Source organism: Caulobacter rhizosphaerae, assembly GCF_010977555.1.
Classification (GTDB): Bacteria; Pseudomonadota; Alphaproteobacteria; order Caulobacterales; family Caulobacteraceae; genus Caulobacter; species Caulobacter rhizosphaerae.
This window is the reverse complement of the sequence record NZ_CP048815.1, coordinates 5461109-5474770: the sequence shown is the minus strand read 5'-3', so window position 1 is coordinate 5474770 and position 13662 is coordinate 5461109. Positions and strand designations below refer to the sequence as shown.

Below are 13662 nucleotides of genomic sequence, written 5' to 3'. Positions count from 1 at the left end.
GTGGCGCCCGGCGGCCGCGGCGGCCGGGTCATTTGACAGGTTGGGGCTCTAGTGAGCTCGGCCCGTCGCGAGCAGGCGGGCGGACCTGTCGATGATGCGGCCGACGGTGGTGCTTCGCAAAACCCGCTCCCACGTATAGTCGGATCCGAGAAGGTCCAGGGCGTGATTGGCCAGGTATTCCGGCAGACGCGACCAGCTCCTGCCGATCGGCCTGGCCGTGCGCCACGCGGTGAGGCGAAGATAGTGGCGGTAAAGCTGCTTCCCCGGCGTCGCCGCCACGAACAGCCAGGGCTTCCGCGCCGACGTGTAGTGAATGATCGCCGGCGACTGCGCGGCCCGCTGGATCGCGGCATGATCGGCGAGCGACGTCAGCCGGCGGGGGCGAAGCATCCTGGCCTGGAGGTTCCAGCGGTAAGGCAGGACCTTGGTCGCGGCATGCAGGATCGCGTTGATCGCGTCCTGATCATGGAAGACGAGATTATCGCCTTCTCGCGCGATGAAATCGGCGAGCCGCCTTGTCAGATCCTCGGAGCGCCACCGGGCCAGGTTCAGCAGGAGGACGCCGGCGTTCACGTAGGGACCCTCGCGGGGCATGCCCAGAGTCTCCCGGCGCCACAGGCCGAAGGGATCTGGAACGGCGGCCAGGACGTAATCCCGAATGTCCGTTCGCCATAAGCTCATCAGGTCGTCCACGACGATCAGGTCCGAGTCCAGATAAAGGATCTTGTCTATGGCGTCGTCCAGTATGGTTGCCGCAAACAGCCTCGTATAGGTTTCCATCGTTATGTGATGCGACGTGTATAGACGTTGATCGTTATTCCAGTAGTGGACCCGAAGTCGAAAGTTGTCGTGTCCACCTAATGAGCCGGTCAGTTTCGACTCCAGGGCAGAGTCCCGGCGGCTCGATATCAGGTGTACGTCCAGGAAGTTGCTCGCGTTGTTCAGCAGCAATGAAACCAGGGCGACGGCCAGGTGCTGGTAGTAACCGGGGTCGCAGCAGAACAGGACCGTGATCGTCCTGTCCGCCGCCCGGGCCTGTTCGCCGGGCGTGCGCCCCGCGAGCGGCGGGGACGTCTCGTTCGGAGCGGCGTTCACGGCGTTGGCCCCGTATCCGCGGGCTTCGGCGCCCCCTTCCACCACCCGCGCGCCAGAAGGGGCGCGACGATCCCCTTGAGGGCCAGCCTCCAATAGGATCTCGTCCAGCGAACCCCAGGCCAGATCTCCCGCGCCCGCGCGGTCATCCACGCGTGGCGCCGCCCATTGTCGAGGGCGTTCGAAGCGTCGCCCACCAGTTGACGGGCAAGCGCCCTCAGGGCCTGACGTTTCAGTTGCGGGGCATTGGCGACCACCGCCGAGTTGTGGTCGAAGAAATCAACGAAGGCCTCGTATCGCTGCTGGTAATCCGCCGGGCCCTTGTACCTGTCGCGCATATTGTTGGCGTGCAGGCGGACATAGCCCTGGACCGCGCCGATCACGCCGACGCTTCCGTGGGCGGCGCAGCGCAACCACATCTCGAGATCGCCCGAATGCAACAAATGGGGGCGGTAGCCGCCGATCCGCTTCTGGATGCTGCTGCGCACGACCACGGTGGCGGTCTCGACCAGGTTGATCGGGCGGGCGCATAGGTCGCCGATGAAGTCGACGCCCCTGAGGATCGCCCCGCCGTCGGCGTCAACGCTTTCGGGGAACGGATCGAGTTCATCCTCTTGCGAGAATCGGATGGCGCGGCCGTGCACGAAGGCGACGTCCGGATGGCTTTCCATCAGCCCGACCGCCCGCGCCAGCGCCCCGGGCGCGACCAAGTCGTCGGCTGAGAGGAGCAGCAGATAGTCCGCCCGCACCCAGCCGAGGCCTTCGTTGAAAGTGGCTATGTGGCCCTGGTTCACGCGATGGGCGATGACCTCGACCCGGTCATCCTCCGCGGCGATCTCGCGGGCCTGCGCCGCCGAACCGTCGCTCGAGGCGTCGTCGATGATCAGAACGCGGATCGGAATTCGCGTTTCCCGCAGAACGCTCGCCACGCACCGCCGCAGGTAACGGCCATAGTTGTAGCAGGGAACGATGACGTCGACGCCGGCCGGTTTCACGACCCCGCCCCCATGGCGATGGTCCGGAGGGTCGCCGGCCGCCGGCCGTCTTCCTGTTCCCACGCTCCAGGCTCGTGGAACACGCCAAAGTGCGTGTCCAGCATCGGGTGCCTTACGTGGAAGGAGCCACCGCCCTGGGCGCAGATCAGCTTCTGGAAGCCCTTTTCGCGCACGAGGATCTCGATCCTGTAGTGCTCGGAGATCAGGGCGAGCGGCGGCGTGAGCAACTCGATCGCGCCACGCCCCGACGAGGGGGTGACGACAATCCCGTCCAGCTCGGTGCTGTAGCAGCAGCAGGCGACGCCGTCCGACCGCATGATCGAAATCACGAAATTAGGGGCGTCCACGAACCGGGTCGTGGTGTAGTCGACCCGCACCCGCATTCTTTCGCCGTGATCGAATATGGCCCTTGGCGCATGGGCCTCGTCCATCACCCTGACATCGGTGATGGCGATCGGCCAGTCGGCGGCCTCGTGGCTCGCCCAGGGCACCGCGCTGAGCCGGCAATCGGCCTCGTAGAGTTCGACGCCTTTTTCCGTCGGACCGTCGAATTGAACGCGCCCGCCACGAAGGTAGATGACCCGGTCGCACATGTTCTTGATACTGAACATGTTGTGGGACACCAGAATGATCGTCGCGCGCCGCTTCTGCAGGTTCCGCGCGAACTCCATGCACTTTCGCTGGAAGGGCAGGTCTCCGACCGACAGGACCTCGTCCAGTAGCAGAATGTCCGGTTCCAGGTGGGCGGCGACGGCGAACGCCAGGCGAACGTACATGCCGCTCGAATAGCGTTTCACCGGCATGTTGATGAACTCGTCGAGTTCGGCGAAGGCGACGATCTCCTCGAACTTCCGCTCCGTCTCGGATTTCTTCATGCCGAGGATCGCGCCGTAGAGAAAAATGTTCTCGCGCCCGGTCAGCTCGCCATGAAAGCCCGTGCCGACCTCGAGCAGCGACCCCAGGCGGCCATGGATGCGGGCCTGTCCCGTGGTCGGGGCCGTCACCCTCGAAAGCACCTTCAGCAAGGTGCTCTTGCCCGCGCCGTTGAGGCCGAGAACGCCGACATTCTCGCCGTGCCGGATCTGGAACGAGACGTCCTTCAGCGCCCAGAAGCTCTCGGCGGGGCGGTTGGGCTCACGCCCGCCCTTGAGCGCGGCGGTGAAGGCGGAGGCCAGGATGTCACGAACCGTGTCGTGCCGCCGGCCGCGACCCTGGAGCCGATATTTCTTGCCAAGTCCCCGCGCCTCGATGGCGATCGAATCCGCCGGATCAGATGACGTCCGCAAAGGAGCGCTCCATCTTCTTGAAGTAGACCAAGCCGCCCACCAGGCAGGCCGAGATGATCACGCAGCTGATGGCGATCGCTCTGAAATCCGGGTGGCCGTCACGCAGGAGCACCCAGCGGAAGCCTTCGATCACCCCGACCATCGGGTTGAGGCTGTAGAGAAGCCGCCAGCGCTCGGGAACGATGGCCATCGGATAGGCAATGGGCGACGCATACATCCAGACCTGGATGGCGAACGGCAGCGCATGCATGACATCGCGAAACCGAACGCTCAAAGGTCCAAGCCAAAGCGCCACGGACAGCGAGAGGCTGAGGGCCACCAGAAGAAATAATGGCAAGAGAAGAATGTATAGGGTGATTGGCACTTGGTAGAAGGCAAGTATCACCAGGAGCACAACAAATCCCGCGGCGAAATCGATCAGCGGCGCGGCCACCATGGCGAGCGGAACAAGCAACCGGGGGAAGTAGATCTTGCGGATCAAATCGGAATCGGCGACCAGACCGGTCGAACCACGGCGAACGGCCTCGGCGAAGTACATCCAGGGCAGGACGGCGGTGAAGGCGAAAATCGGATAGGGCACGCCGCCCGACGGCATCTTCGCGAAATGGCCGAACACCACGCTGAAGATCGCCACGGTCATGATGGGCTGGATCAATGCCCATGCGGCGCCGATCGCCGCTTGCCGGTACCGGATCTTGAGTTCTCTCAGGATGAGGAAATAGAGCAGCTCGCGGTACCGCCAGAGCTCCCCCAGCTCCAGCTTGCCCAGGGCTCTGCCCGGGCGGATGTCGATGGACCGGTGATCGGGCTTGGGCAAGGTCGCGGCGGTCATCGGAAGGTCCAGTCGACGGGAAGCGCGCACGTCATCTCAGGCCACTTCGCGCGGCGCGCTGGCCGCCCAGCGTTCGGCGACCAGGGCGAGGCGCAGAGCGTCCACGACCTCGTGCTGGTCGCCTTGCGTCATCTGCGGATAGAGGGGCAGCAGGATGCAGCGGCGATGCGCCTGTTCGGAATGGGGCAGCGATCCGACGCCCATCCCCGCATAGGGCGCCTCCAGGTGCGAGCACATGACGCCGCGCCGGGTGGCCACCCCGCCGTCCAGCATCGATTGCATGATCCGCTGCTGGTCCACGCCGTCGGGAAGGCGGACGCAGTAGCTCTGCCAGTTGCCGCGCGCCCAGGCCGGCTCGCACGGAATCCTCACGCCCGGAACTTCGGCCAGCATGCGGTCGTAGGCGGCGGCGAGCGCCCTGCGGCGCGTCACGATGTCCGGCAGACGTTCAAGCTGCCGACGGCCGATCGCGGCCTGGAGGTCGGTCATTCGGTAGTTGAACCCGCTGACCGGGTATTCCTCGAACACGACATCGCTGGCGTGATGGCGCGCTGTATCGGGCACGCTCATCCCGTGCTGGCGCAACAGCCGGAACTGGCGATCCCAGTCGGCGTGCCGGGTCGTCAGCATGCCGCCTTCGCCGGTCGTGATCACCTTGCGCGGATGGAAGGAAAAACAGGCGACGTCGCCGTGCGGCGCGCCGATCGGCGCCCAGGCTCCGTCGAGGCGGATGTCCGAGCCGATGGCGCAGGCCGCATCCTCGATGACCGCCAGGCCATGCGCGCCCGCGATCGACAGGATGCGCCGGAGGTCGCAGGGCAGGCCGACCTGATGCACGCAGAGGATGGCCTTGCTCCGCACGCTGATGGCGGCGGCGAGCAGTTCAGGGTCCAGATTGTATGTGGCGGGATCGATGTCGACGAACACGGGCGTGGCGCCGCATTGCCGCACCACGTTGGCGGTGGCGATGAAGCTGTGACTGACGGTGACGACCTCATCCCCGGGGCCGACGCCGGCGACCAGCAGCGCCAGATGAAGCGCCGTCGTGCAGTTCGAGACCGCGCAGGCGTAGGGCGCCCTCACCCGCTGTGCGAACTCGGCCTCGAAGGCGGCGACCTGCGCGCCCTGGCTGAGCCAGCCGGACAGGACGGCCTGGGCCGCGGCCTGGGCCTCGGATTCGTCGAGCAGGGGTTTCGTGATCGGGATCATGCCACCTCTCCTTTCGTGGCCGCGGCCTTGGACTTTTCCGTCCGCCACCAGGCGACCAGGCCGCGTAGACCATCCTCGAGGGAGACCTTCGGCGCGAAGCCGATCCGCTCCATGGCCAGGGAAATGTCCGCGAGACGCTTGGGCACCGGGTTCACGGCGCGCTCCTGTTCATGCACCAGCATCAAGCCCTTGCCGCCCATCGCCTGGGTGGTCAGCTCCGCCAGACGGGCCAGGCTGGTTTCCTCCCCGCTGCCGATGTTGAGCACGATGTCGCTCGCCGGCGCGCGCGCCGCGAGCAGGTTGGCGCGGGCGATGTCGTCCACATGCACCATGTCCATGGTCTGATCGCCGGCGCCGAAGACGATCGGCGGCAGCCCTGCGTCGATGCGCTCCATCCATCGGATCAGCACTTCGGTGTAGCGGCCATGGACGTCCATGCGCGGGCCATAGGCGTTGAAATAGCGCATCGCGACATAGTCCAGCCCGTGCATGTCGTTGAAGGTCCGCAGCAGGCCTTCGCCGAAGGTCTTCGCCGCGCCGTAGAGCGTGCGGTTGGCGTAAGGGTTGTGGTCCTCGCGGGTGGGGAACGACGAGGCCATGCCATAGATCGACGCCGACGAGGCCATGACGACCTTCCGCACCTTCGCCTCGACGCACGCTTCCAGGAGGTCGTAGGTGGCGTTGACCATCACCTCGATGGCGCGGCGCGGCTCGGCCGCGCATTGGGTGATGCGCAGCGCGGCCAGATGGAAAACGGTGTCCGACCCGCTCACCAGATCGTTCATCAGCGCGCGATCGCAGATGTCGCCCTGCACCAGGCGAACGCGGCCGCTCGCGAGCGAAAGGGCGAGATTGTCGCGCCGGCCGCGCACCATGTCGTCGACCACGACGATCTCGCCGGCGCCGGCCATGAGGAGATGATCGACCGTGCGGCTGCCGATGAAACCGGCGCCGCCCGTGACGAGCACCTTACGGCCCGACAGGTCGTAGAGGGGACGGGTCATTGCGAGGCCTCCGCCAAGACCTCGCGGCCGTCTCGGTAGCCGATCACCTGGGCCGGACAGCCCGCCACCTTCGAGAAGGCCGGCACGTCCTTGGTGACGACGGCGCCGGCCCCGACGATCGCCCCGCGGCCGATCGTGACGCCGGGCAGCAGGATGGCGTTCATGCCGATATCCGCGTCATCCTCGACGACGGTCCGCGGGATGAGGAGGTCCGTCGCTATGATCGGCACGTCGATCGGCAGGCCGGAATGTTTCGAGCCGAGCACCTTGGCGCCCGGCGCCCAGCCGACATTGTCGCCGATCACCAGGTCGCGGGCGTCGAGAAAGGCCTGAGCGCCGATCCAGACCTTGCTCCCGATCTCGCACCTGCCGTCGAACCGGCCATGGATCACGACCTGTTCGCCGATCACCACGCCATCGCCGATCTCGAACGTCTCGACATGGCGCAGGCCGACGCCCGGTTCGATCCGAAGGCCGGACCCGCACCGCCTGGCCAGAGCGCGGACGCAGGTTCGCCGCATCAGAAAATCGATATGGTCCTCGCCCTGATTGAAGCGGCGGAACAGGGCCATGATCTCGGATGGCGCGCAGCGGTGCGCCAGATCCTGGGCGAACGCGATCTCGAAGGCCGGATCGGGGCGGACCGCCCCCCGGCCGTGAACGGCCCTGGCGATGCGTGCGGGGCCCATCAGGCGGCCTTTCCGTGAAGCGACGAACGCGCCTTGCACACGTCACGCAGGGCGTCGCAGACCGCGTCCACCTGCTCGTCCGTGATGCCGGGAAACATCGGCAGCGAAAGGGTTTCGTCCGCCAGCAGTTCGCTGGCCGGGAAGTCGCCGCGCCCGTAGCCGAGGTCCGCATAGGCCGGCTGCAGATGCACCGGGATCGGATAGTGGATGTTGGTTCCGACGTCGGGGGCGAGCTTGGCGCGCACGGTGTCGCGATCGGAAACCCGGACCGCGTACACATGGTAGACGTGGTTGCGGCCCCGTGGCGGCGCGGGCTGCTGGACGCCCGCGCCGGCCAGGTTCCGGTCGTAGCGCGCCGCGGCGTGGCGGCGCATCTGCGTCCAGCTTTGCAGATGCGGCAACTTGACGTTCAGCAGGGCGGCCTGGAGTTCATCCAGCCGATAGTTGAAGCCCTTTTCGACGTGCAGGTATTTCCGTTCCTGCCCCCAGTCCCGCAACAGCCGGACGCGGGCGGCCAGGTCCGCGCGGTGCGTGGTGACGGCGCCGCCTTCGCCGCACGCCCCGAGGTTCTTGCCCGGATAGAAGCTGAAGCAGCCGATGTCGCCAATGGCGCCGGCGCGGCGTCCGTCCAGTTCGGCGCCGTGCGCCTGGGCTGCATCCTCGATTACGGTCAGGTCGTGGGCGCGGGCGATCGCCATGATCGGAGCCATGTCCGCCAGGCGGCCATGCAGGTGCACTGGAACGATCGCCTTCGTCCGCGGCGTGATAGCGGCTTCGAGCAGCGCCGGATTCATCGTCCAGGTCTCGGGATCGATGTCGACAAGCCGGGCGGTCGCCCCGGCGTACTGGATCGCGGCCACGGTGGCGACGAAGGTCGAGGGCGTGGTGATCACCTCGTCGCCCGGCCGGACGCCGGCCGCGAGCAGGGCCAGGTGCAGCGCCGAGGTTCCGGTGTTGACCGTGACGGCATGGGGACAGCCGCAGAACGCCGCGAAGGCCGCCTCGAACGCTGCGTTGTGTTCGCCCAGGACGAACTGGCCGCTGGCGATCACGCGGCGCGCGGCCTCGGCGAGCTCGGGCTCGAGCGCGCCGTGCTGAAGCTTGAGATCGAGAAACGGGATCATGACGCTCTCCGCTGAGGATTCAGCTCGACGGGATGGCCGCGCATGCTCATCGAACGGGTCGCCGCCTCGAGCATCTCCACGACCTGGAGGCCCAGGCGGCCATCCGTGATCGGGGTCAGGCCGTCCTTGATGCAGGCGATGAAGTGCGTCGTCTCGGTGAGGACCGGCTCGGCGGTGGACAGCCGCGGCGCCCACATGTCGCCGATCCGATAGCTGACCAGCATCTGGTAGATCTCTTCGGGGTCGGCGGTCAGACTGACGCCGCGATCGTAGACCTTGATCTTCTCGCTGGGCTCGAGATCGTCCCAGACGATCATCTTTCGGGTTCCGGCGACCAGCACCCGCCGAACCTTCACCGGCGCCAGCCAATTGACGTTCAGGTGGGCGACCGCGCCGCTTTCCAGATAGAGCGTGATCTGCGCCATGTTCTCGGGCGCCCCGCGCACATGGCTGATTCCGTTGGCGGAAATGGCGGTGGGCGGGCTGTCGAGAACATGTTGCAGGATCGCCAGATCATGCACCGCCAGGTCCCAGATGACGTTCACGTCGCGCTGGAACAGACCCAGGTTGATCCGGGTCGAGTCGTAGTAATAGATCTGCCCCAGATCGTCGGCCGCGATGAGCTCCTTCATCTTCTGCACGGCGCTGGAATAGACGAAGGTGTGGTCGACCAGGAGGGTCAGGCCGCGCTGCTCCGCCATCTCGATCAGTTGGCGGGCCTGGTCGGAGTTCTCGGTCATCGGCTTTTCGACCAGCACGTGCCGGCCGGCCTGCAACGCCGCGCGGGCGATCTCATAATGGGTCCGTACGGGGGTCGCGATCGCGATCGCATCGATCTCCGGATCGGCCAAGGCTTCGCGCCAATCGGCCAACAGACGCGCATGGGGGTAGCGCTTCCCGGCGCGGGCCAGGCCGGCGGGCGACGAATCCGCGATGGCGACCAGGCGGCAGTCGTCCGTCTCGGCGAAGCACCGCGCCAGATTGGGGCCCCAATAGCCGTAACCGATCACCGCGACGCCGATCATGTGCGGATTTCCTGTGCTGGTCGGAGCTGCGCGGGGCGACGCGCGTCCCGCAGGGGCCGGGCGGGATTGCCGGCGACAATGGCGTGGGCGGCCACGTCCCGGGTGACCACCGCCCCCGCGCCCACCAACGCGCCCTCGCCGATGACGACGCCGGCGAGGATCGTGGCGTTGGAACCGATCGAGGCGCCCTGTCGAACGATGGTCGCAACGACCCGCCAGTCGGCTTCCGTCTGCAAGCCGCCGTCCGCGATCGTCGCCCGCGGGTACAGGTCGTTGGTGAACATCACCCCGTGGCCGACGAAGACATCGTCCTCGATGACAACGCCTTCGCAAATAAAGCTATGAGATGAAATCTTGCATCGCGCGCCGATTTTCGCACGCTTCTGGACTTCCACGAATGCGCCTATGCGAGTGAAATCGCCAATGACGCACCCATACAAGTTTACGAGCTCTCTCTGAGGGATCTCTACGTTCAATCCGAGAGAGGTGTCGCTAGTAATGGGCATGTCCCACAAGATCCCGCACTGGAATTCAGCGAATGCTGTACTGTTTTAATCGATCGCCGGCGCCTCACCCTATCGTTTGATGGGCAGCGGAGCGGTCAAGGCTCCACGGTCGGTGCGACCCGTCGTCTCGGGAGGACCGCCACCGCCCGGGGCGCGGCTCGGGGCCGGCAGCCAAGGCCTGATCCGCAGCAGAAAGGCGGCCAGACGGGGCGCTCGTCGCATGACGCCCACGGCGACGCGCCAGCGCCAGGAGCGCCGCTCGGCGCCCGCCAGCAGCGGCAGGCCCGCGGCGACGTCGCCGCCAAGGATCAGGGTCTCGCCGTCCAGCCACCGCAACGCCTGTTCGCAAGAGGCGAGCATGCGGTCGGCCACCGCCTGCTCGGCCCGACCCTCCAGGGCCGCGGACGCCTTGCGATAGACCGTGCAGGAACCGACCAGAATGCGCCGGGCGCTCGACGACAGCGAACCGCGACGGCGGCGGTAGCGGACGAGCGGCTCGGCCAGAACGGCTCCGCCCCATCCCGCCGCCAGCAGGCGTATCCACAGGTCCAGGTCCTCGGAGGCGACCAACCCCGCGTCGAAGCCGCCGATCGCGTCCAGGGCTTCCCGGCGGAGGATCGCGGCCACGAAGATGTTCATCTCGCGGTTCAGGACCCGTTCCAGCGAAACGGGCCCGGCCATGGCGTAGGTTGCGGAATAGCGCCGCGGCGCGCGCTCGCCCGCGCCGAAGCAGATCGCGTCGCAACTCACGAACGCCAGGCCGGCGTCGGCTTCTATCGCGGCGAGCATGCGCTCCAGATAGGTCGGGTCGTAGAGGTCATCGCCGTCCAGGAAGGCGACGAAGGGCGCCGCCGACGCGGCGATGGCGCGGTTGCGGGCGGTGGAAACCCCCCGGTTGTCGGTCCGCAACAGGCGAAAGCGCGGATCGTCCGCGAAGCGCGCGAACGCCGCGGCCACGTCGTCGGGCGCTCCGTCGTCGACCACGATCGCTTCCCAATCTTGCCGGTGTTGCCCCTGGAGCGAGGCCAGGGCGTCCCCGAGCAGGTGGGCGACGCCATAGGCCGGCACGATGATGGAAACGCGTGGCTTCGGCCTCACCTGGACCGCCTTGCGCGGGACCGGGCGCTGAGCCTGTCGAACAGCGCGCCGTAGGCTTCGACCATGGCGGACAGGGTGTAGAGGTCGCGCTGGCGGGTGCGGTTGGCCTGGCCGATGCGCTCCCGCAACGCCGGGTCGGCGATCAGGGCCTGCAACGCGTCGCTGAGGGCGGCCTCGGACGGCGGCGCCACGAAAGGCCGGTTTTCCACCGCCACCATGTCGCGAACGTCTCCGACGTCGGTCGAGGCGACCGGCAGCCCCGCGGCCATCGCTTCCAGGATGGCGAACGGCATCTGTTCGGTGTCGCTCGACAGGGCCAGGATCTGACACTGCATGATGAGGTCGCGCGTGTCGGTCCGGCGCCCCAGAAGAAACAGGCGCCCTCCAAGCTTGAGCCGCGCGCCTTCCCGCACGATGGCCTCCCGTTCGGGCCCGTCGCCGATCAGGAGAAGCGCGGCGCGCGTCTTGAGCGGCGCGAAGGCGCGAAGCAGGCGAAGCGGATTCTTCTCGGGCCTGAGCGCGCCGACCCAGGCGATCATCGGAAGCCCGCGCGGCAGTTTCGGTCGCAGGCTGCCCAGGCGCGTGACGTAGTCGGTCTGCGGGGCGATGCCATTGGGGATGTGCTGGACGTTGCGCCTGCCCAGACGCCAGGTGTCGGTTGCGATGGTCTGCAGCGTCCGCGAGGGCACGACCACGTGGCTGCGAGCGAGCGCGACCCGACGCGCCCAAATCCGCCGCGACAACTGCCGGACGGCCTCTTCCGGACCAAAGCCGTCTTCCATATGAACGTGCGGAACACCGCCGAACGCGTTGACGAAGGCGACCTCCATGGCTCCCCAGTTGTAGGTCACCAACACGTCCGGCTTGAGCGCGGCGAGCTTGGCGCGATAGAGGCTCAGCCGCCCGGACAAGGACGCCGAGGTCGGCGGCGCCGGATCGGCATAGAGCACCGGCGCGCAAGGCGAGACGAGCGCGGCGGCGCCGTAGTCGCCGTCGAGCGACACCACCGTATGACGAAAGCGCGCGTGCAGGGCCGCGGCCAGCGCCGCGAAGCGCACCTGGGTGCCCCCGATATTGAAGCTGGGGAAGACGTGGACCAGGTGCGGGCGATCATCGTGCCCGTCGAACCACGGCGTCGGTTCGATCCCCGGCGAGGCAACGAAGTCTGTTGACTGCAGGGCGGGGGTCACCGGGCGCCGACCGGGAAAAGGACCACGCGGATCGTCTGCACCAGGATCACGAAGTCGAGCAGGACGTCGTTCTTCTTGAGATAGTAGAGATCGTAGGAGAGCTTCTGTCTTGCGTCCTCGATGGACGCGCCATAGCGGTAGTTCACCTGCGCCCAGCCGGTGATGCCCGGCCTCATGCGATGTCTAAGGTCGTAGTTGGGGAGCACCTCGCGAAGCTGTTCGACGAAGACCGGGCGTTCCGGCCGCGGGCCGATGAAGCTCATCTCTCCCACCAGGACGTTGATGACCTGGGGAATTTCGTCGATCCGCACCTTGCGGATGAAACGGCCGACACGGGTCACCCGATCATCGGCGGAGGCCGCCCAGCGGGCCACGCCGTCCTGCTCGGCGTCGGTCCTCATGCTGCGGAACTTCCAGACCTTGAAGATCCGTCCGTCCAGGCCGACGCGCTCCTGCCGATAGAAGATCGGCCCGCGGCTCTCCAGCCGGATGGCCAGGGCCGTCAGCAGGCACACCGGCAGGGCGACGACCAGGAAGGCCAGGCTGACGACGAGATCGAGCGCGCGCTTGAGCACGCGGTGACGGTGATTGAAGACGAAGCCGCTGGAGAAGGTGAGCCAGCCCGGTTCGACCTTGGAGGAATCGATCACGCCGGCCTCGCGCTCCCAGAAAATCAGCGCGTCGACCACTTCCATGCCGTGCAGCTTGCACTCCATGAGTTCGGCGACCGGCAGTCCTCCGTGGTCGTCCACCGCCACGATGATCTCGTCCGTGCGCAGCCTCTCCGCGAGCATCGAAAGCGGCGCCCGTTCAGGGGCCGGGACGGCGACCAGAAGGTTGCCGATCCGGGGAGGGGCGCATTCCGGCGCCCGCCAGTGGCGGATGGTCTGCAAATGGTGGAAGTGGCCGCGACCGGGCCCAATGAGGAACCTTGTCACCGCCTCGGCGCCCGGACCGTCACCGAGCACCAGGACCCGTCGTTTCATGAACGACAGCCCCAGCCACCATCCCAGCAACACGTGCAGCATCAGCATGATGAGCATGAACAGGGTGATGGCGAGCGACAGGACGCCAACGAGTTCGCTGAAGGGAAGTCCAGCGGCGATCTTGGTCAGGGCGATGACCGCGACGGACGGCACCAATATGATCAGCCACGCCACCAGGAACCGTTTCAGGATGATCCTGAGATTCTGGGCCGCATCGTTGTTGTAGAGCCCGACCGCTGTCGTGATGAGCAGCAATCCGGCGGTCAGCAGAAAGGCCTCCGGCGGATCGAATTGCACCAGGGGTCCGGCGAAACACCCCACGCATCGTTGGGAGATGTCCAGAAGCTGCAGGACTGACAGGAGCATTGCCACGTCCAGGCAAGCGAGGACGCAGAATTGGCGAGGAGCGTGATGTCCAAAAATGTTCACGGCCAAATCCCACAATTCTGGAATGTCTTCACGGCGGCGCCTCGTCGGGCCCGCCACGGTTAACGCCAATTAACTTCGGCGAACTGGACCGCCGCCCTGTCGAATGATCACCTTTCGGGTCGTCGACGATGAAAGCGGCCGCTCAGCCGGGGCGCGCGGTCGGGGCGTCGATCAGGCGATGCATCATTGTGAAATGC

The 13662-nt window shown here is 66.7% G+C and carries 13 protein-coding genes; all 13 read right to left on the bottom strand.

Translation table 11 applies throughout. The features are described from left to right. Positions 1-48: 48 nt before the first annotated feature. The gene (locus G3M57_RS25020) at positions 49-1095 is read right to left on the bottom strand and encodes a glycosyltransferase family 8 protein (protein WP_163233445.1); all 1047 of its coding nucleotides are present in this window, start codon (positions 1093-1095) and stop codon (positions 49-51) included. Beyond that, positions 1092-2087, bottom strand: coding sequence for a glycosyltransferase family 2 protein (locus G3M57_RS25015; RefSeq protein ID WP_163233444.1), 996 nt, complete (start codon positions 2085-2087; stop codon positions 1092-1094). Before G3M57_RS25015 ends, G3M57_RS25020 begins: the two co-directional genes overlap by 4 nt. Continuing rightward, on the bottom strand, positions 2084-3373 hold the full coding sequence (locus tag G3M57_RS25010) for an ABC transporter ATP-binding protein (RefSeq protein WP_163233443.1): 1290 nt from the start codon (positions 3371-3373) through the stop codon (positions 2084-2086). Before G3M57_RS25010 ends, G3M57_RS25015 begins: the two co-directional genes overlap by 4 nt. Beyond that, positions 3357-4205 carry an ABC transporter permease gene (locus G3M57_RS25005; protein ID WP_163233442.1) on the bottom strand — a complete coding sequence of 283 codons (849 nt, stop codon included), beginning with the start codon at positions 4203-4205 and terminating at the stop codon, positions 3357-3359. Before G3M57_RS25005 ends, G3M57_RS25010 begins: the two co-directional genes overlap by 17 nt. Before the next feature lie 36 nt (positions 4206-4241). After that, complete coding sequence (locus tag G3M57_RS25000; protein WP_163233441.1) at positions 4242-5414, bottom strand: DegT/DnrJ/EryC1/StrS family aminotransferase; 1173 nt, start codon at positions 5412-5414, stop codon at positions 4242-4244. After that, entirely contained in the window at positions 5411-6418 is a 1008-nt protein-coding gene (locus tag G3M57_RS24995) for an NAD-dependent epimerase/dehydratase family protein (RefSeq protein ID WP_163233440.1), read from the bottom strand. Before G3M57_RS24995 ends, G3M57_RS25000 begins: the two co-directional genes overlap by 4 nt. Further along, positions 6415-7107: an acyltransferase gene (locus G3M57_RS24990; protein ID WP_056756173.1), complete on the bottom strand. Its 693-nt coding sequence runs from the start codon at positions 7105-7107 to the stop codon at positions 6415-6417. The genes G3M57_RS24995 and G3M57_RS24990 overlap by 4 nt, the downstream gene beginning before the upstream one ends. Next, on the bottom strand, positions 7107-8231 hold the full coding sequence (locus G3M57_RS24985; RefSeq protein ID WP_163233439.1) for a DegT/DnrJ/EryC1/StrS family aminotransferase: 1125 nt from the start codon (positions 8229-8231) through the stop codon (positions 7107-7109). The genes G3M57_RS24990 and G3M57_RS24985 overlap by 1 nt, the downstream gene beginning before the upstream one ends. Continuing rightward, on the bottom strand, positions 8228-9256 hold the full coding sequence (locus tag G3M57_RS24980) for a Gfo/Idh/MocA family protein (RefSeq protein ID WP_056756166.1): 1029 nt from the start codon (positions 9254-9256) through the stop codon (positions 8228-8230). Before G3M57_RS24980 ends, G3M57_RS24985 begins: the two co-directional genes overlap by 4 nt. Then, the gene (locus G3M57_RS27795; protein WP_056756280.1) at positions 9253-9762 is read right to left on the bottom strand and encodes an acyltransferase; all 510 of its coding nucleotides are present in this window, start codon (positions 9760-9762) and stop codon (positions 9253-9255) included. Before G3M57_RS27795 ends, G3M57_RS24980 begins: the two co-directional genes overlap by 4 nt. 69 nt (positions 9763-9831) lie before the next feature. Continuing rightward, positions 9832-10860, bottom strand: a complete 1029-nt coding sequence (locus tag G3M57_RS24970) for a glycosyltransferase family 2 protein (RefSeq protein ID WP_163233438.1) — start codon at positions 10858-10860, stop codon at positions 9832-9834. After that, positions 10857-12050, bottom strand: a complete 1194-nt coding sequence (locus tag G3M57_RS24965) for a glycosyltransferase family 4 protein (RefSeq protein WP_163233437.1) — start codon at positions 12048-12050, stop codon at positions 10857-10859. The genes G3M57_RS24970 and G3M57_RS24965 overlap by 4 nt, the downstream gene beginning before the upstream one ends. Continuing rightward, positions 12047-13465, bottom strand: a complete 1419-nt coding sequence (locus tag G3M57_RS24960) for a TIGR03013 family XrtA/PEP-CTERM system glycosyltransferase (protein WP_230983766.1) — start codon at positions 13463-13465, stop codon at positions 12047-12049. The genes G3M57_RS24965 and G3M57_RS24960 overlap by 4 nt, the downstream gene beginning before the upstream one ends. Between the last annotated feature and the right edge of the window lie 197 nt (positions 13466-13662).

Bases quoted from the DNA above. Each gene is read 5' to 3' on its own strand.
- G3M57_RS25005 (WP_163233442.1), bottom strand. From the start codon at position 4,205: ATGACCGCCGCGACCTTGCCCAAGCCCGATCACCGGTCCATCGACATC.
- G3M57_RS25000 (WP_163233441.1), bottom strand. From the start codon at position 5,414: ATGATCCCGATCACGAAACCCCTGCTCGACGAATCCGAGGCCCAGGCC.
- G3M57_RS24995 (WP_163233440.1), bottom strand. From the start codon at position 6,418: ATGACCCGTCCCCTCTACGACCTGTCGGGCCGTAAGGTGCTCGTCACG.
- G3M57_RS24990 (WP_056756173.1), bottom strand. From the start codon at position 7,107: ATGGGCCCCGCACGCATCGCCAGGGCCGTTCACGGCCGGGGGGCGGTC.
- G3M57_RS24985 (WP_163233439.1), bottom strand. From the start codon at position 8,231: ATGATCCCGTTTCTCGATCTCAAGCTTCAGCACGGCGCGCTCGAGCCC.
- G3M57_RS24980 (WP_056756166.1), bottom strand. From the start codon at position 9,256: ATGATCGGCGTCGCGGTGATCGGTTACGGCTATTGGGGCCCCAATCTG.
- G3M57_RS27795 (WP_056756280.1), bottom strand. From the start codon at position 9,762: ATGCCCATTACTAGCGACACCTCTCTCGGATTGAACGTAGAGATCCCT.